The 19,282-nt window shown below is 67.5% G+C and carries 18 protein-coding genes and 1 tRNA gene; 11 read left to right on the top strand and 8 right to left on the bottom strand.

What is annotated here, in order from left to right; translation table 11 throughout:
• Positions 1-74: 74 nt before the first annotated feature.
• Positions 75-713, top strand: a complete 639-nt coding sequence (locus ACF09J_RS11070; RefSeq protein WP_392305084.1) for a TetR/AcrR family transcriptional regulator — start codon at positions 75-77, stop codon at positions 711-713.
• Between the two features lie 209 nt (positions 714-922).
• A complete protein-coding gene (locus ACF09J_RS11075) occupies positions 923-1,327 on the top strand; it encodes a VOC family protein (RefSeq protein ID WP_392305085.1) in 405 nt (134 codons plus the stop codon).
• 47 nt (positions 1,328-1,374) lie between these two features.
• Here ACF09J_RS11075 and ACF09J_RS11080 read toward each other — a convergent pair whose 3' ends face one another.
• The 5 genes from ACF09J_RS11080 to ACF09J_RS11100 all read right to left on the bottom strand — a co-directional run bounded on the left by ACF09J_RS11080 (position 1,375) and on the right by ACF09J_RS11100 (position 6,800).
• On the bottom strand, positions 1,375-2,466 hold the full coding sequence (locus tag ACF09J_RS11080) for a hypothetical protein (RefSeq protein WP_392305086.1): 1,092 nt from the start codon (positions 2,464-2,466) through the stop codon (positions 1,375-1,377).
• Positions 2,467-2,564: 98 nt separating this feature from the next.
• On the bottom strand, positions 2,565-4,148 hold the full coding sequence (locus ACF09J_RS11085) for an FMN-binding glutamate synthase family protein (protein ID WP_392305087.1): 1,584 nt from the start codon (positions 4,146-4,148) through the stop codon (positions 2,565-2,567).
• Between the two features lie 142 nt (positions 4,149-4,290).
• Positions 4,291-4,515, bottom strand: a complete 225-nt coding sequence (locus tag ACF09J_RS11090; RefSeq protein WP_392305088.1) for a hypothetical protein — start codon at positions 4,513-4,515, stop codon at positions 4,291-4,293.
• 143 nt (positions 4,516-4,658) lie between these two features.
• The gene (locus ACF09J_RS11095; protein WP_392305089.1) at positions 4,659-6,110 is read right to left on the bottom strand and encodes a flotillin family protein; all 1,452 of its coding nucleotides are present in this window, start codon (positions 6,108-6,110) and stop codon (positions 4,659-4,661) included.
• A gap of 180 nt (positions 6,111-6,290) precedes the next feature.
• A complete protein-coding gene (locus tag ACF09J_RS11100; RefSeq protein WP_392305090.1) occupies positions 6,291-6,800 on the bottom strand; it encodes a hypothetical protein in 510 nt (169 codons plus the stop codon).
• Between the two features lie 1,167 nt (positions 6,801-7,967).
• Here ACF09J_RS11100 and ACF09J_RS11105 point away from each other — a divergent pair.
• Both ACF09J_RS11105 and ACF09J_RS11110 read left to right on the top strand, forming a co-directional pair.
• On the top strand, positions 7,968-9,350 hold the full coding sequence (locus ACF09J_RS11105) for a S8 family serine peptidase (RefSeq protein WP_392305091.1): 1,383 nt from the start codon (positions 7,968-7,970) through the stop codon (positions 9,348-9,350).
• A gap of 481 nt (positions 9,351-9,831) precedes the next feature.
• Positions 9,832-10,761 carry a phosphotransferase family protein gene (locus ACF09J_RS11110; RefSeq protein WP_392305092.1) on the top strand — a complete coding sequence of 310 codons (930 nt, stop codon included), beginning with the start codon at positions 9,832-9,834 and terminating at the stop codon, positions 10,759-10,761.
• Here the strand turns inward: ACF09J_RS11110 and ACF09J_RS11115 are convergent.
• Together ACF09J_RS11115 and ACF09J_RS11120 are read right to left on the bottom strand one after the other, a co-directional pair.
• Positions 10,758-11,021: a hypothetical protein gene (locus ACF09J_RS11115; RefSeq protein WP_392305093.1), complete on the bottom strand. Its 264-nt coding sequence runs from the start codon at positions 11,019-11,021 to the stop codon at positions 10,758-10,760. The two genes, ACF09J_RS11110 and ACF09J_RS11115, sit on opposite strands and share 4 nt — an antisense overlap.
• 572 nt (positions 11,022-11,593) lie before the next feature.
• Positions 11,594-12,829: a hypothetical protein gene (locus tag ACF09J_RS11120; RefSeq protein ID WP_392305094.1), complete on the bottom strand. Its 1,236-nt coding sequence runs from the start codon at positions 12,827-12,829 to the stop codon at positions 11,594-11,596.
• Positions 12,830-13,214: 385 nt separating this feature from the next.
• Between ACF09J_RS11120 and ACF09J_RS11125 the strand changes: the two genes are divergently transcribed.
• The 4 genes from ACF09J_RS11125 to ACF09J_RS11140 all read left to right on the top strand — a co-directional run bounded on the left by ACF09J_RS11125 (position 13,215) and on the right by ACF09J_RS11140 (position 15,722).
• Positions 13,215-13,775 (top strand): bifunctional DNA primase/polymerase, encoded by a 561-nt coding sequence (locus tag ACF09J_RS11125; protein ID WP_392305095.1) that lies wholly within the window; start codon positions 13,215-13,217, stop codon positions 13,773-13,775.
• Positions 13,765-14,085 carry a hypothetical protein gene (locus ACF09J_RS11130; RefSeq protein WP_392305096.1) on the top strand — a complete coding sequence of 107 codons (321 nt, stop codon included), beginning with the start codon at positions 13,765-13,767 and terminating at the stop codon, positions 14,083-14,085. The genes ACF09J_RS11125 and ACF09J_RS11130 overlap by 11 nt, the downstream gene beginning before the upstream one ends.
• Positions 14,086-14,089: 4 nt before the next feature.
• On the top strand, positions 14,090-14,410 hold the full coding sequence (locus tag ACF09J_RS11135; protein WP_392305097.1) for a hypothetical protein: 321 nt from the start codon (positions 14,090-14,092) through the stop codon (positions 14,408-14,410).
• A gap of 508 nt (positions 14,411-14,918) precedes the next feature.
• Positions 14,919-15,722: a hypothetical protein gene (locus tag ACF09J_RS11140; RefSeq protein ID WP_392305098.1), complete on the top strand. Its 804-nt coding sequence runs from the start codon at positions 14,919-14,921 to the stop codon at positions 15,720-15,722.
• Between the two features lie 38 nt (positions 15,723-15,760).
• Here ACF09J_RS11140 and ACF09J_RS11145 read toward each other — a convergent pair.
• Positions 15,761-15,833: transfer RNA gene (locus ACF09J_RS11145), tRNA-Arg, on the bottom strand.
• Positions 15,834-15,952: 119 nt separating this feature from the next.
• Between ACF09J_RS11145 and ACF09J_RS11150 the strand changes: the two genes are divergently transcribed.
• The 3 genes from ACF09J_RS11150 (at position 15,953) to ACF09J_RS11160 (ending at position 18,807) form a co-directional block, all read left to right on the top strand.
• Positions 15,953-16,129, top strand: coding sequence for a hypothetical protein (locus ACF09J_RS11150; RefSeq protein WP_392305099.1), 177 nt, complete (start codon positions 15,953-15,955; stop codon positions 16,127-16,129).
• Positions 16,130-16,273: 144 nt separating this feature from the next.
• On the top strand, positions 16,274-18,331 hold the full coding sequence (locus ACF09J_RS11155; RefSeq protein ID WP_392305100.1) for a GNAT family N-acetyltransferase: 2,058 nt from the start codon (positions 16,274-16,276) through the stop codon (positions 18,329-18,331).
• Positions 18,328-18,807: an ASCH domain-containing protein gene (locus tag ACF09J_RS11160; RefSeq protein WP_392305101.1), complete on the top strand. Its 480-nt coding sequence runs from the start codon at positions 18,328-18,330 to the stop codon at positions 18,805-18,807. Before ACF09J_RS11155 ends, ACF09J_RS11160 begins: the two co-directional genes overlap by 4 nt.
• The last annotated feature ends 475 nt before the right edge of the window (positions 18,808-19,282 follow it).

The raw sequence follows: 19,282 nt of genomic DNA on the forward strand, positions 1-19,282 counted from the left end.
ATATTTCTTCCCTCAGGTTAAATGTATACCAGGTGCAGAAATGCTCCTGGGGCAGTGGCGGCTACGATGGCGGCGTGGACGGCAGGCCAGGACTACGCGAACGAAAGAAGCAGCGGACCCGCGCGGCGATCTCCGACGCGGCGATCGCGCTGTTCCTCGAACACGGCTTCAACCAGGTCTCGGTGGCTCAGGTGGCCGAGGCGGCCGAGGTGTCGAAGCGCACGCTCTTCGCCTACTTCCCCACCAAGGAAGACCTCGTGGTGCATCGCCTCGCCGACCACGAGACCGAAGCCGCCCGCGTCGTACGGGCCCGCCCACCCGGCACCGCCCCCCTGACCGCACTGCGCGAGCACTTCCTCAAGGGGCTGCACGAACGCGACCCGATCACCGGGCTCAACGACCATCCCCAGGTCCTGCGCCTCACCCGGATGATCCTGGACGCGCCCTCGCTGGTGTCCCGGATGGATCAGTTCCACACCGGCGCCGAACGCGCACTGGCCCAGGCACTCCAGGAGACGGCGGACACGCCCGAACTCACCGCGCGGCTGGCCGCCACCCAGATCGTCGCCGTCCAGGGGCTGCTGGCCCAGGACAACGCGGCACGCCTGGCCCACGGAGAACCCGCCGACGCACGCCACGCGGGAGCGGTGGCGGACGCGGAACAGGCATTCACGCTGCTGGAGAGCGGACTACGGCAGCTGCGGGGCGACTGACTCCGCGGCCACCGACCCCGCGGCAGTGACACTTCCCAGCGGGTGACGACCGGTGGCGTCGCGTTGTCACCCGCCCCCGTGGGCGCCCGTACGGTTCCGGCTACCGTCCACGGACCACCCCGACTAGGGTCGGAACTACGGCACCGCGTGCCGGACATCGGCTTGGTGGGGCACGGAGGCGCCGACGAGGTGCCGCAGGGAGGCACACCATGAACGTGGAGCTGAACCACACCATCGTCCACGCCCGGAACAAGCAGGAGTCCGCCGAGTTCCTCGCGGACATCCTGGGCCTGGAGGTCGGCGCACCCTTCGGCCCGTTCATTCCCGTGGCCACCGGCAACGGCGTCACCCTCGACTACATGGCCGACCCCGAAGGACCGATCGCCGCCCAGCACTACGCCTTCCTCGTCTCGGACGAGGACTTCGACGAGGCGTTCGACCGGATCCAGCAGGCCCACGTGACGTACTACGCCGACCCGTACATGGAGCAGCCCGGCCACATCAACCACCGCGACGGCGGCCGCGGCCTGTACTTCCAGGACCCGGTGGGCCACGCGATGGAGATCCTCACCCGCCCGTACGGCAGCGGCAAGGACACGACGGAGTCCGGCTGAACCCGCCCGCGGGCGGGCGACGGGGCCCGCTCACGACCGGGGCCCGCTCACGACCGGGTAGCGGTCCCGCACCCCTCCCGCATGCGCTTCTCGATCGACGTGCTCCGGTCGTACGGATCGACCTCGGGGCCGTTCCGCGGGGGCGAGGTGGCAAGATCCGCGCTGAACCTGGGCGTGAAGTACCCGGTGAAGGTGTCGCAGTCGCTGTTGCCGGTGTCCACCTTGTAGGAGATGAGGGAGAACGTACCCGGATCGACGACGACCTTCGCCGGGTCGTCCCAGCTCATCACGACCTCGCGGCGCACGATGGTGCGCGCGACCTCGTCGATCCCCGCCGCAGCGGGTGCGACCGGATACACGTACGTGACATCGGTGGTCACCTCGACCGCACCCCGGTCGCCTTCGCGGTACGTGATCCGTCCCCGCACCTTGACCACGTCCCCGACGAGCCGGACCTTGCCGGTGTCGAACCGGCTGAACAGCAGCAGAGGATCGTTCTTCCGGCTGGGCGCGCGGAACGCGTTCGCCAGGTATTCCTTGACATCCCGCTGATGAGGATTGATCAAGGCGATCGCCTTCCCCGGCCGCTCCCCGCGCAGCACACCGGGATCCAGACTGGACGCGGCGAGGAAGTCCCGGCTCTTCTCCAGCGCCCGCGCGAGCTGCGCCTTGCTCATCCAGCCGGTGGCGCGTGCCTCGGGCATGCCGATCCCCGCCGTACCGTCGGCCCACCGCACCGCCGGCGAACCCCGGAACGGGTGTGAAATGGTCGGCAGTTGGGCCATGGGTTCGGTCGGCGGCGGCTGCTCCGGACGCCGCGACTCGGCGGTGAGCGGCGCACTCCCGCCGTCTCCGCCCCCACCCCCGAACCATCCGGCCACGCGCCCCGGGTCCAGCGCCACGACCAGCAGGGCGGCCGCGACCAGCAGACCGACCGCGTACCAGGCCTTGCCCCCTCGCCGCCGGGCCGGCTGGTGACTACGCCACGGCTGCGGCGGGCCGGCCTCCTCCCGCAGCCGCCGCGCCACCATCCGCGCCCGCGCCGACGGCTCCTCGGGCGCCCCCTTGGTCCCGGCCTCCGCCTCCCGAAGGAAGCGCTCCCACTCCTCGTCCGGTATGGAATCCTCGACCTTGCCCACGCCGGCCTCCCCCTTCTCCGGCACCCGCCCTGACCCCGGGACGGGTGATCATCCGTGCATCATCACACAGCCCGTCCACCCGTCCACCCGTCCGCCTGTCAGACTGCGAAGCGGTCGGGATCCGCGGCCTTCCAGTCCGCGGCCCAGGACTCGGGCGGCTCGATCAGCAACTGGCCAGGGGTGAGCCAGTCGTAGAGCTCCCCGTAGGAGCGGACGGTGACCGGGTCCACGCGCCGGCGCAGCATGTTCGGGCGCAGTTCCGCGGGTTCACTCACGCCCAGGGAGGCGATGATCTGCAGCGCGCTGTTCACCGTGGCGGACTGGAAGCGGTGGACGCGGGCCGACTTGTCGTCGACGTCCAACGCGCGCGCACGGCGCGGGTCCTGTGTGGCGACGCCTGCGGGGCAGGTGTTGGTGTGGCAGCTCTGCGCCTGGATGCATCCGATGGCGAACATCATGGCGCGTGCCGCGTTGGTGAAGTCGGCGCCTTGCAGCATGCGCTTGACGATGTCGGCTCCGGTGGCCACCTTGCCGCTGGCGCCGATCTTGATCCGGTCCCGCAGGCCGGCGCCGACCAGGGCGTTGTGGACGGTGATCAGTCCCTCGGTGAGCGGACTGCCCAGATGGTCGGCGAACTCCAGCGGTGCGGCTCCGGTGCCGCCCTCCGCCCCGTCGACGATGATGAAGTCCGGCGCGGTGCCCTCTTCGAGCATGGCCTTGCAGACCGCGAGGAACTCCCGCCGGGAACCCACACACAGTTTGAAGCCGACCGGCTTGCCACCGGACAGCTCGCGCATTTCGGCGATGAACCGGATCAGTTCCCGGGGCGTGTCGAAGACCTGGTGGTAGGGCGGCGATATGACGGTCTGCCCCTCGGGAACCTCGCGTACCCGGGCTATCTCGGCGGTGACCTTCTCTCCGGGCAGCACCCCTCCGATACCGGGCTTGGCGCCCTGGGACAGCTTCAGCGAAACGCATTTCACATTGTCGCGAGCGGCCTTTTCGGCGAACCGCGCGCGATCGAAACCGCCGTCGGGGGTGCGGCAGCCGAAATACGCGGTGCCGATCTCCCACACCAGGTCACCACCGTGGCGCAGGTGGTATTCGGACATACCGCCCTCGCCGGTGTCGTGAGCGAAGCCTCCGAGCGCGGCCCCCCGGTTCAGGGCGAGGATGGCATTGGCGGACAGCGAACCGAAGCTCATGGCCGAGACGTTGAGCAAGGCCATGTCGTACGGCTTGGTGCAGTCCGGGCCACCGATCCGGACCCGGGGCTGCTCCGCCGGCACCGGGCGCGGCCTCATCGACGATTCGAAGTATTCGTAGCCTTCGGCGTAGACGTTCCGCTCGGTGCCGAACGCGATCTCCGCTTCAGTCCCCTTGGCACGTTGGTAGACAAGACTGCGCACATCACGGTCGTAGGGACGTCCATCGGTATTGCGCTCAATGAAATACTGCTGCAACTCCGGCCGAATCGACTCCAGCATGAAACGGATGTGCCCCAGCACCGGATAGTTGCGCAGAACGGAATGGCGTTTCTGAAGCAAATCATAAGTGCCGACCCCGGCTATCCCCGCGCACAACACGGCGGCCACCCACCACCAGGGCGACACAGCCAACGCCGAGACGCCGGAGAAAATGGCGAGAGCTCCAATGAATACGATCACTGCAATTCTGATCATGCGGGGAACGTACAGGCCCCCCAGCGCGCAGCACAATGTCCCGCGTATGAGACATCCGACGCACGGCCGCGACTGCCCCGTACAGCGACCGACCACCCCTGGACGTGCTGGACACACACTCTTGCCGCCCGCCGACTTCCGCTCAATCGGGCATACGGCGGACACGACGGAACCGCCGGGCGCGGACCTCGCCGAAGAGCACGGATGCCGCGAGTAGGAAGAGCGCGGTCTCTGTGCTCGCCGACCACGATTCAGGCACCCACCAGTGAGCCACGACCGCCGCCCCGGCGAGGATCGGCACGGCGAGGAGGTAGCCGCGCAGACGCACACGCAGCGGACGCGCCTCGTGCCGTGGTTCAACTGCCATGACGGCCCTGTGCCTTCGCGGTACGACGCCTGATCACAAGCGCATGCTGCTCACCTTTGCCCCGCAGGTCAAGCGCAAGAGCGGAGCCCGGACGCCACTCGGGCGTCCGGGCTCCGTGGTCGGCGGGGTCCCCGTGCTGTGCTCTATTCGGTGATGTCGATCTTGCCGGGGGCCGGTTCGGCCGATGCCGGAGCCGACGCTTCGACCTGCGCCGGGGTCTTCGTCGTGCCGCGTCCGGCCAGGCCCTGGAGGAGCTGGGCGAGGTCGACGCCCGTGGTGGAGCTGAGGAGTTCCATGCCCTGGGCGACGTTGTTGGCGACCGTGCGCGGAAGCTGGCCCGCGCCGTCCGTGGAGATGACGGTCAGCTTGTCCACGGCCGACAGCGGCTCGGCCGCCTTGCCGACGACCTGCGGCAGCACCTCGACCAGCATCTGGAGCACCGCCGCGTCGCCGTACCGTTCGAAGGCGTCGGCCTTCTTGTGCATGGCGTCGGCCTCCGCCGCGCCCTTCGCGGCGATGGCGGCCGCTTCGGCGTCACCCTCGATCCGGACGGCCTCGGCGAGCGCCGCACGGTGGGCCTTCTCGCCCTCACCGGTGAGCCGTGCCCGCTCGGCGGTCGCCTCGGCCTCCTTGACCAGCGCGATGCGGTGGGCCTCCGCCTCCTGCTCGGCCCGGTAACGGTCGGCGTCGGCGGGCTTGCGGACCTGGGTGTCCAGTTCGCGGTCGGTCAGCGCGGCCTGCCGGACGGCGACCTTCTCCTGCTCCTGCAGGACCTCCTGCCGCCGGGCGGCCTCGGCGAGCGGGCCGGCGGCGTTGGCGCGGGCGGCGGCCTCGTCCGTCTCGGCCTTGATCTCGGCCTGCTTCAGGGCGTAGGTGCGCTGGGCGATCGCGATCTCTTCCTCCGCCTTGAGGCGGGCCTGCTCGGAAGCGCGGCGGGCGACGGCCTCGGCGATGTCGGCCTCCTGCTTGGCGCGCGCCGCCTCGGGCCGGCCGAGGTCCTCCAGGTAGGAGCCCTCGGTGGTGATGTCCTGGATCTGGAAGGCGTCCAGCACCAGCCCCTGCCCGGACAGGCTGGCCTCGGCCTCCTCCGCGACCTGTCCGGCGAAAGCGGCCCGGTCCCGGATGATGTCCTCGACGGACATCCGCCCGACGATGGAGCGCAGCGCGCCGGACAGCACCTCCTGGGTGAATCCGACGATGCCGTCCTGCTGCTGGAGGAAACGCTGGGCCGCGGCGCGGATCGAGTCCTCGGTGCCGCCGACCTTGACGATGGCGACGCCCTCCAGATTGGCCTTCACCCCGCGCAGCGTGACCGCGCCCCGGACGGCCACCGGGATGTGCCGGCTGGACAGGTCGAGGCTGAACTTCTGCTGGACGAAGGGCACGACGAAGACACCGCCGCCGACCACGACCTTCTGGCCGCTGTTGTCGATGGAGACACGGCCGGTCTCGGGGTCGGTGGACTTCTTGCCGCGCCGTCCGGTCACGATGAACGCCTCGCTGGGACCCGCGACCTTGTAGCGGGTGACGACCACGAGGGCCAGCAGAACCAGGAGTACGACGACTCCTATCACGGCAATCAGTACAGGGCTCATGTGTGGAATCCCCTCAGCCCTCCCCGGGGGACGGCGAATTGGAACGGATCAGGAACGGACGCGGAAGGAAGCAGAAGGAAGCGGAAGGAAGTGGAACGAAGCGAAGGGAAGACGAAGGGGCGGGCGTGCGGCCTCGTGGCGCGGCGCGCCGCTCCGGTGCGGCGCGGGCAGCGCCGCCGGTCAGCCTTCGACCGGCCGGACCGCGACCGAGGTCGCGGACAGTACCGACTCCACCCAGACCTCGGCACCCCGCGCCACCGGCACCGAACACTTCGCGGCCAGCTTCAGCGGCTGCCCGGCGAGATACACCATCACCTCGCCGTACCCCTCGACCGGAATGGCGGTCACCACGGAACCGGAACTGCCGACCAGATCGCCGCCCCGTGGAGCGGCAGCGCCCTGCTCCCGCATCAGGACGCGGCTGAGTTTCCACGTCAACCAGCCCGTGACGACACCCGCCACCACGCCGACCGCCGTCGCCCCCGTGACCCCCAGACCGGTGGTGCCGAGCGCGATCGCCCCGCCGAAGCCGAGCATGGACACGAATCCCGCGATGACCGGCAGCGACAGCAGCCCGTCGAACAACCCGTCCAGCACCCCGCCGAACAGGCCTTCCAGGATCCCGTCGAAGATCAGCGAGAGCACCAGCAGGACCAGTCCCGCGACACCGAGACCCACAAACCAGTTCATCAGGGCCCCGCTTCCACTCGGCGATCTCCCCGCCTGCATAGTGCCATGCGACCGGGTGACCCCACATTGCCTGCCCCCGGCAATCTTTACGCGCGCTTGATGCCGCCTTGACACCGCCATCGCCGGGACATCGACACTCCGCTGCGACTCGTGACACCGAGTAGGGACGCGAAGCTCGACGACGGCACGTGCCGCCACCCCGAAGGCCGCCACCCGCACTGCCGGAAACCGCGCGCTGCCCGCAGCCCCGGAGGCTGAGCGCACCACGGTCAACACTTCCGCGGCCGGCCGAAGAGGTCCGCTCGCACCGGTGGCGCCCCAGTTGGTTGCCATCCTCCGGCAGCACCTCGGATACGTCCGGTGCTGGGGAGGAACGGCGGCTGTTCACCAACAAGCGTGGGGGAGTGAGTGGTCGCCTCACCGCTCGCCGCCCGACCGAACGACGGTTCCCGGAAGCCCGCGGTGTCACTGCGAGTTGTAGGCCTCGATGCTCACTGCCGGGCCACTGGAGTTGCGTGCCACAGCGCTTCCGCTGGTGACGGGGTCTTTGGGCACCTCAGAAAGGGTGACCCCGGCAGGATCCTGAGTCCGGGTACGGGCGGCGGCCGAAGCAGCGGAAGCATCGGACGCGGAGCCGTCGTCGCGATGGTTCGAGTTCTGCCGGCAGTATGTGGCCGGGCGCCGGCGTACAAGCGCAGCCAAGACACGCGAGGGCATGGCGGAAGCACTTGCGGCCTCTTCAGCGGATCCGCCGGAAGCACGTTGGCTCCAATGACGTGGTGGACCGGCGCGTTCTCGTGACCGCCTTCCAGGGACGGCAGTTGATCACGGCGCCGTTCTGCACCGCGTGGTCCTGCGGCCGGCTGAAGCGGGTTCGTCCCGAGGCGGTCTGACTGCCACTCACCCGAGAAGGACCGTGGCACGCTCACGCTGCGCGGAATACGCGTACGCCCTCCCGCCGGAACGCGTCGACTCACTGTTGGCGTTGGCCGGACCAGGTCGTACTTTGCGCGCTCGGCATGGCCACACGATCCCGAGTCGGACAACAGTGACAAGTGACACATCGGTGAGAAGTCGCACAGGGGCAAGTGCTTGCTCTGCGAAGGGTCTCCGGGTGGGATTGCCGCAATTGTCGAGTGGGGGTCTCACCTTGCAAGGGGATTAATCATGCGCGGAGTTCGTGCGCGGCGCCGCATCGGGGTCGCAGTGGCCGGGGTCACTACCCTCACCAATGCCGCACTAATATCACCCGTTTTGTCCGATTTGGCGGTCGCTGCCTCCGGGCATTCGGTGCAAGGAGTCAAAGCCGGGCCGGCAGCAGCCGGGCAGCAACCGAGGAGCACCGTCAACAGCGTGCTGACCACCGAGCAGTGCCAGGCGAAGTGGCGGATCTCCTGCTACACCCCGACCCAGTACCAGCGGGCGTACAACCTGAACCCACTGCACCAGGCGGGAGTCACCGGCAAGGGGCGCACGATCGTGCTCGTTGATTCCTTCGGCTCACCGACAATCCAGCATGACCTGGATGTCTACAGCGCCCGGTTCGGCATGAAGAGCACCCACGTCGACGTTGTCAAGTGGGGTAACGTCCCGCCCTTCGACCCCGCGAACGGGGACCACAACTTCTGGGCCGGGGAGAGCACCCTTGACGTGGAGATGGCACATGCCGTCGCCCCGGACGCGCGCATCGTCCTGGTGGAGACCGGGGTCAACCAGAGCGGGGTCGGCACCACCGGCCTGCGAGAGATGATGGACGCCGAGAAGTCGCTCATCGACCGCGGTGTGGGCGATGTGATCAGCCAGAGTTTCGGCGCGACGGAGAACACCTTCCCCGGCTTCCGCAACGGTGACTACTCCAGCATTCAGAACCTGCGGTACGCCTTCAAGGCCGCGGCCAAGCACGGTGTGACCGTTCTCGCCGCCTCCGGCGACGACGGTGCCACCAGCCCCACCGCGAACAGCAAGGTCGACTACCCGTACCGGGCCAACTCCTGGCCGTCCTCAGATCCGCTGGCCGTCTCGGTCGGCGGCACTCAGCTGCACTTGGACGCCAAGGGCGACCGCATCGCGCCGGACAGTGTCTACAACGACGAGGGCGCGAGCGGCGGCGGCCCGTCCCACGTCTTCTCCCGTCCCTCGTACCAGAAGGGGGTCGAGAAGGCGGTCGGCGACCACCGCGGCACCCCCGACGTTTCCATGTCCGCCGCGATGAACGGCGGCGCATGGGTGTACTCCAGCTACGACCCGAAGCGGGTCGGCTGGGACGTCTATGTCGGCACCAGCGCGGCCAGCCCGCTCTTCGCGGGCATCGTGGCCCTGGCCGACCAGGTCGCCGGACACCGGCTGGGTGACATCCACCAGGCGCTGTACTCGCTGTTCGAGAAGTCCTCGCGGAACCCGTCCACCGGGATCGTGGATGCGAAGGACGGCACGAACAACAGCTACGCGGGAGTCACCGGCTATACCGCGGCGAAGGGCTACGACATGGCGACCGGCGTCGGCACGATCGACGCGTCCCGCTTCGTCCCGGCCCTCGCCAAGGAGCGCTGAAAGCATTCCCCTCCCCGAGGGGCTGGCGTCTGCCCGCTCTGTAGTTCTTGGACGGGCCGATCGCTGAGGTGGCCCGCCGGGCCGACATTTCCGGGAGCTGATCCACCGCCGCTATCACGGCTGCAGCGACCGCTCCGACGAAGCGGCCAACGTGAAGATCACCAAGGCACTGGAGTGTGCCAAAGGTGTGTCGCGAACGCTGAGAGACAACGTGAGAGGGCGGGAGTCAGTGAGCCTGACTCCCGCCCTCTTCTTTGGGTATTCGCCCTGGTCAGCGCATGATTCCGGCTGTTCCTAGGCGAGTGCCCCGGCAGGATTCAAACCTGCGCACACGGCTCCGGAGCCCAGGTGAGTGCGCGGGGTGTCGGGCGCGCTGACCTGCGGGGAAGAGGTGCAGTGATGCTACTCCATCCAAGATCATTACGCCCCTATTACGTGGGCGCCCTGTGCGGGGGTGCGGCTGCGCCGTATCGTCGGAGGCATGATCTCGGGCAGTAGCGGGGGACCGGTGGGCGGCGGTACGGAGTTCACGGCAGAGGGCGTGGCAGTCGTCCTGCGTGAGGCGTGCGAGGCTGCCGGACTGGACGCGAACGGGGCGGAGCTGCTGCGGCTGGGCTCCAACGCGGTGTACCGGTTGGCGTCCTTACCGATCATTGTCCGCATCGCCCGTGACCCCGGTGTGCTGGCGGAGATGGAACGCGCCGTGGGCGTGGCCCGCTGGCTGCAGACGGTCGACTTCCCGGCCACCCGGGTGCCGGCCGGGGTCGCTCAGCCCGTCGTCGTCCGCGGCCTGGTGGTGACCTTCTGGGAGAGCGTCCAGGAGCGTGAGGAGTACGCGACGGTCGGCGAGCTGGCTGACCTGCTCCGCCGGTTGCACTGGCTGGAGGAACCCGAGTCGCTGGGCCTCCCGTACTTCGACCCCATGGCCAAGCTGTCTGCCTCGCTGGACGGCTTGGATGCTGTCTCCGAGGAAGAGCGGTCCTTCCTGGAGGAACGGGCGGCCAAGCTCGCCAAGGAGTACGACCGACTGGACTTCGTGCTCCCCTTCGGGATGATCCACGGGGATGCCAGCATCGGAAACATCCTCCGCCACCGGGACGGTCATGCCGTCCTCATCGACCTCGACGGATTCGCCCTCGCTCCGCGCGAGTTGGACCTGATCCAGACCGCGCTCTTCTACGACCGGTACGGCTGGCACACCGAGGCGGAGTACGCCGGATTCGTCCACCGGTACGGGTTCGACCTCATGAACTGGCCCGGATACGAGACCTTGGCCGATATGCGGGAGCTAATGATGGTGGCATGGCTCGGCCATCAGGTGGGCACGAGCGAGCGGTCTGCCGTCGAGTTCGCGCGACGCATGCGGTCTCTGCGAACGGGTGAGGGACGCGACGTGTGGAGTCCGTTCTAGTGCCGCCCCGCATCGACGGTCAGCGCATAGTCGACGCTGACCCGGAGGCTGCCAGACCCACCGCGAATTTTCAGGACGTGTGCGCCCGGCTCCAGAGGCGGCAACTGGATCCACAATCCGCACCCAGTGGTCTTGAAACCACTGTCCACGCCGATGACACGACGGCCCGCGAAACGGCTGATCTGAATCGTCTCCCCACGATAGGTCTCCGGATCCAGCCGCTTGCCGTCGAGGACGGCCCACCCGGTGGCGCTCGTCATGAAGTCCGAGCATTCCTGAGAAGTACCCCACCTGTTCACGATGGGGAAGGCGACCGGCCGCCCGAAGGGAAGAGTGCAGACCCGCTCGGCTGACCCCCCGTACGTGCCGGCAAGGAACCACACGTCGTCCGGTTGGTACCGAGCGCATGAGCTTCCGTCCTGGTCCGCGATGGGATCGGATTCGTCAGGTCCGGCGGATACCCATGACCACCACCGACTCTGCAGCTCCGCGGATGAGAGAACGGTTGTCCCCCTGCTTCCGCACCCCATCACGGCCGTCAACACTGCGACGGCAAGCACTGCCCAGCCTGACCGCACCCTCATCCGCACCCCATGTCACGCAGGCGCCACCTTTTCACGACGGCGCGACGTCCAGCGGGCACACTATCCGTGCGTCCTGGGCCGGGTGCAGAAACAGTTGGATCGCGGATCGACGCGCCTGGCCAACAGTTAGTTCAGCACGCGCCACACTGGCGTCCTACCAATCGGTAGCAACCGCCAGAGGAGAATCCCACACCTTGGTCACGACGGGAGACAGCCCCGGAGGCGACGGCGCAGCATCAGCGTCGTACCTAGACCCCAGAGGAGATCCACAGCCTGTGCTCACGTGCCTCTTCAGCAAGGTCACGTGCTGCGGCACTGTGGCCGACCGCATCGAGGTTTCGGCGGAACTCGGCGAGGTAGCTGATGCATCGCGCCGACTTGAGCTGTTCTCCGAGGTCCAACGCGTCGAGTGCCACGCGGCAGGCCTCCTCGACGTCCCCGGCCCGCAAGTGTGCGTCGGCCAGGACCATGGTTGCGAAGAAGTCACTCCGGACGTGGCTGCCGCTCATGGCGTTCTCGGCGTGGGCGACGGCTCGACGGGCGCTGTTGACGTCACGGAAGCAGTGGGCGGCCTCGGCAGCAAGCTCGGCTTCGTCGAAGTAGCTGATCCACTCCGGCTCGTCCTCGTTGTTTCGGCTTTCGAGGGCCTTGGTCGCTGCGCTCAGGGCGGCCTCGCAGGCAGTGACGTCGCCGGTCCGTGCAAGGGCGCGGGCCTCCATCGCATGGAACTGCGCGCGCAACGTCGGCGTGGCCACCGGGGAGATGCCCATGAGGGCGGCACGGGCGAGAGTGGCGGCCTGGGTGTACCGACCCAGGAAGGTCGCCTGGTGGCTCATCGCTGACAGGATGCTGCCCGCGAGCCGACGATCGTTGGCGTCCTGGGCGAGACGGAGGGCTTGGAGGAAGTACCGCTGGGCGAGTCCATGATGGCAGGCGTCATACGACATCCAGCCAGCAAGGAGGGTCGCTTCCGCCACGGTGGAGAACAGGGCCCGGCCTACCCGTTCGGTGTACCGGCCTCGCAGGAGCGGGGCCACGTCGTTGTTGAGGTACTGGATGACCGAGTGACGCGCGTGGTCTCCGCCGAACTGGTCGTCAAGCTGGGCGAACATGTCCGCCGTGATCTTGATGGCTGCCACGTCACCGAGACTGACCCGGGCGCCTTCGGTACGCGGCCGGGGGATGCCCGGTTCGGGCGCGACCAACCACCGAAGGGACGCCTCATTCCACGCGGGCTCGGACGGCTCCGCCGTGAGCAACGGGTCGTACTGGTTGAGATCGGCACGCCACAGTTGACCAACCGTCCGAATGGCATCATCCGGGCTGGCGGGATACGCGACATCGAGTAGAGCGGTGTCTTTGAGTTCCCCGTGACTCAAACCGAGTTCGACCGCGCTGGTGGTGAAAGCGTCACACAGAAGCGGGCCGTAGAAGTCGTCCGGGATGCTGTGGCCGTTCTCCCAACTGGCGATACGCCGCTTCACGCTGGCGTCCGATGGGAGCTGGTGGCCACGCTGGGCGGCGGCCTGACGTAGCTCCCTTACCAGCCGTGGCTGACTCCAGCCCCGGTCCGTGCGAGCCTCACGTAAGCGGACACTGGTCGGCTTCAAGGCGGCCTTTCACTCCCTGCGTGATGCCGGTGCGACAACTCGGGGTTCCGTTACTGAATGTACGTGCTGGTCATCGCTTCGTGCAGGAAGTAACCGGAGATCGTCTGCAAGGAATGGGGAGGACGGGGGATGACGTGTCGTGCGTGGACGCGTCATCCCTCGTCACCTCTCGTCATCTGCCCTGGTCAAGGGCGGGCCGTGAGTCTGGACGTACGGCGGCATCGGGGCCGCACCGTAGTCCAACTGAAGGTGAGACGACGTGCAGAGGATGACCAGGCGGGGCATGGAATGGCTGTCCGCGGCGGCGGACGACCCGGCGCAGTGCCGACAGGTTTGGGCGGATGACCCACGGATGCCTTGCTTGCTGGCGACGGGCCGCTTCTTCGACGTGGTGAGCGTGGAACAGCGCCTCGGCTTGGAGATGTTCGACCGGCTCTTGCGCAGTGGCTTGCCGTTCGGGCCCTCGGTCGTCGACCGCAAGGCGCAGCGCGTCGGGTTCTTCCTCGGCTCGCAGAGCTGCGAGACCTTCACGTACTACCTCGAACGCGAAACGTCCTCCCCGCCGCCGTACCGGTACCTCGGCCACGGTTCTGCCGTCGTAGTACCCGGCCCCATCCCGCTGTCCGGCGACCGCTACCAGTGGCTTCGCGCGCCGATGCGTCGGCCGGCGGCCAACCCGCTGCGGCCGGTCGCCCTCGCGACCGCGCTGGTGGCCTCCGCGGAACTCCTGGCGAGGATCGACCGCTTCGACGAGCAGTACCCGACTCCGTACGCGGCGGTCGCTGCGCTTCCCGAGGAGACGACCACCGATGCGGGATGAGCCGACCAGTGGGCGCGACGCTGCCACGTGGTCGCCTCTCGACAGCGACGGGTGGTACGCGGCCCGAAACGCGACCACCGCACTGCGGGACGCCCTTGTACGCGCGGGTCTGGAAAAGGACTTCCCTTATCTACGTGCGGACTTGAACGCCTTCGGACACGGCCTCGTCGAGCTGGGCCGGGTGTCCCCCGACACGGCCGAACGCCTCGCAGAACTCCTACGCCTGGCACTGGCAAGCGGCTTCGGCACGGACCGTTGCAACCTCGGGCACGCACCGACCACCGCCAATGAAGACAAGGGAAGGACCTGATGTCATGACCGACCGGCGAGGAGTGGTGGCCAAGCGCGCGGAAGACTTGTTGCCCGGCGTGCCCTACGTCCGCGGCTGGAACCGCGCACGGCGAAGCGCCGGCACTCTGGCCGATCAGCTGGTGCTGCTCGGACTGGACTCTGACTTCCATGGCCTGGTGGCCGACGTGAACGTCTTCGGTGACGGACTGGTGCAGCTCGGCACCGTTCGCTCTGAAGCAGCCGAACTGCTGGCGCAGCTGATCACGACAGGACTGGAAGCAAAGCTACGCGGCACGACGACCGAACCGTCTACGACCACCCGGCGGGAAGCGCCTGCGGCCTGAGCCGTTCCTCGCACGTCGGTTGGGCGCGCTTCGAGCGCAGTCCCGTGATCAGACGACCTGGCCCCTTGCGACATCGTGCCCCGGCACTGCCGCTAGTGGCTCTTCGCTGCCTTGACGCCCTCTGGTGCGTTCCTCGGCCTGCCGATCGGCCGGGACCGGCGCCCCAGCGCCGCAGCCCGGACGAAGCGGCAGGCCGATGGGTGACATCAGCTTGGGAAGCTGCACCCATTTGAGGGCGGCATGCACGCTGACCTCGACGAACGGTCGAGGTGCGACCGTGGTGTGCTCGCAGCGGTCGCCCGCACCCACTGGTCCGTAGTTGCGGAGAGACCGGTCATTGGCGGTGATGCCGGCTGCGGCCAAGCGCGTGACGCTCGGTGTTCGTGCTGGGCGCGGCCCCCATCCCGAGTCTGTACGGCCGCGGAGCGTGGTCGCGTTCAGTAGGTGGTCTGTGTCAAAGCCCGCTGGATGAACCTGGGTTGAGGTGGCGGGTGCAAGAATGCTCCGTATGGGTGATGAGTTGTCGTTGGCCGACATCATGGAGAACAACCCGATTGACCAAGTGGGGGAGCAACTGTTGGCTGCTGCTGCCACCCTCCTCTACCAGCAAGGCGATACTGAGGCAGCGATCATTGCCACTGACGTGCTCGCGGTCGACCTGTCGCTCTGGAACTCTGGCGAGTACGAACCTGACGAGTACAGGGTGTACTTCACGGTGGAACCGCAACTTGTTGAGCAGTTCACCGAAGCAGTGTTGGGGCGCATCATGAACGGCATCCATGCCGTCATTCCCCGGCGGTTGGCCATTCGGATCGAGTCGATCGAGGTCTGCCCCGTGGTCCCAGTCCCTAGCGCGGATTGGCGGAAGCAACTGCGTACGGCCAACGGCCCCATGCCGACGAACCAGGCCCGGAAGCTCCGTTTTGAGCCTGAGGATCAGCATCCGATCGAAGACAACCTGCACTTCACCAACGAGTGGGAGTACAAGCTCTACCGGGTACTGAAGGAACGACAAGCGTCTCTGCCAGACAACGAGACCATCGGGATCATGCCGCTGGGAGGGATGCGGGTGCTCGGGTCTACACGAGAGCCTGACTTTTTGATCACTTACAAGGGGCGGGCAGGGGTCATTGAGGTGGACGGTTTTCATCATGGGATGCCGCGCCGAGCGTCTAATGATCACAGCCGCGACAACCTATTGCTGAGCGCCGGCGTCCGGTGGGTCGGACGCCTTGATGTACGAGACGTGGGGACGAAAGCCGAGGTCGAGAAGTTCGTAGACAACTTCCTCGCGAGGCTCGTGCGGCAGTGATGATGGTGTGGCCTTAGCCTTTTGGCTGTTTAGCCACAGCGCCCCGGCAGGATTCGAACCTGCGACACCCGCTTTAGGAGAGAGGCTGGGGCGGCTTGCTACTGACCTGCGGCTTCGATACCTGATGCGGTAGCTGACAACTCGACCACACGTCTCCGCCGTTGACCGTGGCTGACCCCTGGATCTGGCACGGTTGTGGCACGAACCTCAGCCGACGACAGCCAGCCACGATGGTGTGTGCCAAGTTGGAGAGCCTCGTGGTCCGCGCGGGCCAGTCCTCGGAGCGGGCCCAGCTGATCTACCAGCACTCGACGGCGAAGCACCAGCGCAGGCTGGGCCAGGGGATCGATGCCGAGGTGCGGCAGCAGCTGAGTGAGCCAGCTGCCAAGCAGACGGGAGCCAAGTAAGCGTAAGGGCGTTTCTGACGGTCTCCGGAGCACCGTGCGCCCCTTGTGCCCCCTTGAGGGACGGCGGTGAATGAGATCAGCTTCTCCTGTATGTAATGAAAGGGGAGTTGTGGCCGCGTGACCGGCCCAACTGGAGGGGGAGCGATGGCGATCAAATTGGTGTCTGTTTCGCCCGCGCAGGACGAGCTGATCGACAAGGCCATAGCCCTGGGTGATCGCTACACGAAGACGCTGGGGCTTCTCACACCTCCTGCTTACCGGAAAGCAGCGGAAGACGGTGGCCTTCTGGCTGCGGTCGAAGCGGATGAGGTGCTCGGCTACGCGCTGTTCGGACTGCCGAAGAGGAGCGCGCGTATTCGGCTCGCACACCTGTGTGTGGCGGAGGAACAGCGCGGCCGGGGAATCGCCCGTCGGTTGGTGGAGGGCATTAAGGAGCGGTACCCACAGCGACTCGGGATCAAGGCCAAGTGCCGACGGGACTACAACCTGAGCGGGATGTGGAGGAGTCTCGGCTTCATCCCGGATGGCGAGGTGCGAGGGCGGGGCCGTGACGGCGAGATCCTGGACGGATGGTGGTTGGATCTCGGCCATCCGGACCTGTTCACGGAGATGGAGAGCGACGCGCTCTTGGTGGTCACGGTCGACCACGGAGTGTTCGCCGATTTGCGCGGCCTCGCTGACACGGCCGACGCGGAGGAGTCCCGCGCGCTGGAAGCCGGCTGGATGGCGGATCTCGTCGAGCTCGCCTACACACCCCAGCTGGTCCATGAGATCCGGGACCTCCCGGACACGGCAGAACGTCAACACCAGCGGGCGGCGCTGACCGGCCTGCGCAAGCTCTCCCCGGACTCGGCGGCCGTGGACGAGCGAAGCCGTGAACTGCTCCAAGCCGCTGCGCAGGCCATGCCCGACCTGACCGTCGACGCTGGGCTTCGCGTCCGCCTGCGGTACGTGGCCGAGACGTCGTGCGCCGGTCTGCAAGTCCTGGCGACCCGTGATCCACTGCTGTCCCGTCTGGCCGACGTGGCCTGGGAGGTCGCCCGCGTCCGAGTCGTCTCACCTTCTACCGTGACGCTGCACGTGGACGAGTTGCGGCAGGCCCAGGTGTACCGTCCGGCCGATCTGATGGGCACGGAGTTCCGGTCCGGAGAGGTGGCACCAGGTGCGGAGGATGAACTGGTCGCCTTCTTCCATCAATCGGGTGGCGACGACGGATCGGCCTTCGCCGAGCGGCTGCGGTCGCTGAGCGAGGGCGCGGTCGCCTGGCGCCGCGAGCTGCTCCGCGATGGTCAGGGCCGCCCGGTCGCCCTCTACGCATGGGCACTGGACGGACGAACCCTGGTTGTCCCCGTCCTCCGCACGGCCGGCCACCCACTGGAACAGACTCTGGCCCGGCAACTCCTCTTCCTGATCAAGCGGCTCGGCCGGGACTGCGGTGCAGAGATCATCCGCGTCAGCGATCCGCATCCCTCCGAGGCCGCCAGGTCCGCGGCCGGCGACGACGGGTTCTTCGAGCATGACGGCAGGCTCGTCGCTCTCCTCGTGAATGTGTGCGGGACGGCAGCCGAAGTGGAGGCTGTGGCTGGAGGGCTCGCCCGCGAACTGACAGTCGACACGACCGAGCTCCGCCCCGGCATGCCCGCCGAGGTGGCTGCCGTGGTGGAGCGTGCGTGGTGGCCGGCGAAGGTCATCGACTCGAAGCTGCCGTCCTTCCTGGTGCCCATCAAGCCGCGCTGGTCGAGCGAGCTGTTCAACGTGCCCGCCATGCTCATTCCGCGCAGTGACGTCCTGGGCATCAGCAGAGAGCATGTCTACTACCGCTCCTCGGGCCGCCGCGGAGAGAGCGTTCCGGCTCGCCTGCTCTGGTACGTCAGCGAGGGCAACTCCCCGGGCGAAGGCCAGATGGTGGTGGGCAGTTCGCGACTCGACGAGGTGCTCATCGACACACCCGACACCCTCTTCTCGAAATTCGAACACCTGGGCGTATATGGTCGGGCTGAGGTTCAAGAAGCTGCCGACGCCTCCGGTCGTGCCATGGCGCTGAGGTTCTCGGACACTGAGATCTTCCCGAAGCCGGTGGCGCTGCGGCGATTGACCTCCCTGGCGAAGGAGCTGGGACTACCGTTGTCGCTGATCTCCCTGTCGAAGATCAGTAACGAGCTGTTCCAGGCGGTCTACCAAGAGGGGCACCGAACGACGTGAACGATCCGGAACGCGCGATGCTGCTGTCCGTCCACCCGCGCTTCGCCACCGCGATCCTGGCCGGCAGCAAGACGGTGGAGGTTCGCCGCCAGCGCGTCGCTGCGCCGCCCGGAACCCCGGTTCTGCTGTACGCGACCGCGCCCACCATGGCCCTGGTGGGCATGGCGCGCATCGCCTCGGTCCACGTGGGCTCCCCCAAGGAAGTCTGGTCGGCGCATCGTGCTCAGACAGGGATCACTCAACGCGAGTATGACGCCTATATGGACGGTGCTATCCAGGCGAGCGGTCTGACCTTGGAGAATCCCTTGCCCTTTGACGAGCCGGTGCCCCTCAGTGCACTGCGCGCTGCGGGGACCTTCCATCCGCCGCAGAGCTATCGCTACCTGAGAAGTGCTGATTTGCGTCAGGTATCAGAGGCCGGGCCCGCCGTGGGCAGTGCGCTTCGGAAGGTGCTGCCGGACGCGGTTCACGCGTAGCGGGCCGAGGCTCCGAGTAATTGATCGTCGGATCCCGTGCGGCGCTGGTCAGCCGCCGAACACGGCTTGACCTGGTGCGCTTGTAGTGCAAGGCGGCCACGCCGCATGCCGGGTATCCGTCCCTGCATGCTGGCCATCGTGTACCGGTCCTACGACGCAGCGACGACCGTTTGGGCGTTCGTGCTGTTGCTTCTGGTTGTGCTGGTCGTAGGCCGGTACGTCCGGCTTTGTAGGTAGGTGTGACCACCGCATTAGGAGTTTGAAGGGCTCACCCGCGTACCACGGTGGTAGAGGCTCCGAAGAGGCGTTCCGGCAAGAAGTGACCTCTCGAAGCCCAAACAGGGAGGGGTGGCGCGCCCCCCGGCCCCCCCCCCCCCCCCCCCCAAATAAATACGGAAGGTGAAGGGGTGGCAAGGGGGGGCCCCATGATGACAAAATTGTAAACACGCGGGGTGGGGGCACCACCGGGGGGTGC

The organism is Streptomyces sp. NPDC014889 (assembly GCF_043081205.1).
Taxonomy (GTDB): Bacteria; Actinomycetota; Actinomycetes; order Streptomycetales; family Streptomycetaceae; genus Streptomyces.

Excerpts from the sequence above, each read along its gene's own strand:
- ACF09J_RS11075 (WP_392305085.1), top strand. The coding sequence starts at position 923 with ATGAACGTGGAGCTGAACCACACCATCGTCCACGCCCGGAACAAGCAG.
- ACF09J_RS11085 (WP_392305087.1), bottom strand. The coding sequence starts at position 4,148 with ATGATCAGAATTGCAGTGATCGTATTCATTGGAGCTCTCGCCATTTTC.
- ACF09J_RS11090 (WP_392305088.1), bottom strand. The coding sequence starts at position 4,515 with ATGGCAGTTGAACCACGGCACGAGGCGCGTCCGCTGCGTGTGCGTCTG.
- ACF09J_RS11095 (WP_392305089.1), bottom strand. The coding sequence starts at position 6,110 with ATGAGCCCTGTACTGATTGCCGTGATAGGAGTCGTCGTACTCCTGGTT.
- ACF09J_RS11100 (WP_392305090.1), bottom strand. The coding sequence starts at position 6,800 with ATGAACTGGTTTGTGGGTCTCGGTGTCGCGGGACTGGTCCTGCTGGTG.
- ACF09J_RS11105 (WP_392305091.1), top strand. The coding sequence starts at position 7,968 with ATGCGCGGAGTTCGTGCGCGGCGCCGCATCGGGGTCGCAGTGGCCGGG.
- ACF09J_RS11110 (WP_392305092.1), top strand. The coding sequence starts at position 9,832 with ATGATCTCGGGCAGTAGCGGGGGACCGGTGGGCGGCGGTACGGAGTTC.
- ACF09J_RS11115 (WP_392305093.1), bottom strand. The coding sequence starts at position 11,021 with ATGACGAGCGCCACCGGGTGGGCCGTCCTCGACGGCAAGCGGCTGGAT.
- ACF09J_RS11130 (WP_392305096.1), top strand. The coding sequence starts at position 13,765 with ATGCGGGATGAGCCGACCAGTGGGCGCGACGCTGCCACGTGGTCGCCT.
- ACF09J_RS11135 (WP_392305097.1), top strand. The coding sequence starts at position 14,090 with ATGACCGACCGGCGAGGAGTGGTGGCCAAGCGCGCGGAAGACTTGTTG.
- ACF09J_RS11140 (WP_392305098.1), top strand. The coding sequence starts at position 14,919 with ATGGGTGATGAGTTGTCGTTGGCCGACATCATGGAGAACAACCCGATT.
- ACF09J_RS11150 (WP_392305099.1), top strand. The coding sequence starts at position 15,953 with ATGGTGTGTGCCAAGTTGGAGAGCCTCGTGGTCCGCGCGGGCCAGTCC.
- ACF09J_RS11155 (WP_392305100.1), top strand. The coding sequence starts at position 16,274 with ATGGCGATCAAATTGGTGTCTGTTTCGCCCGCGCAGGACGAGCTGATC.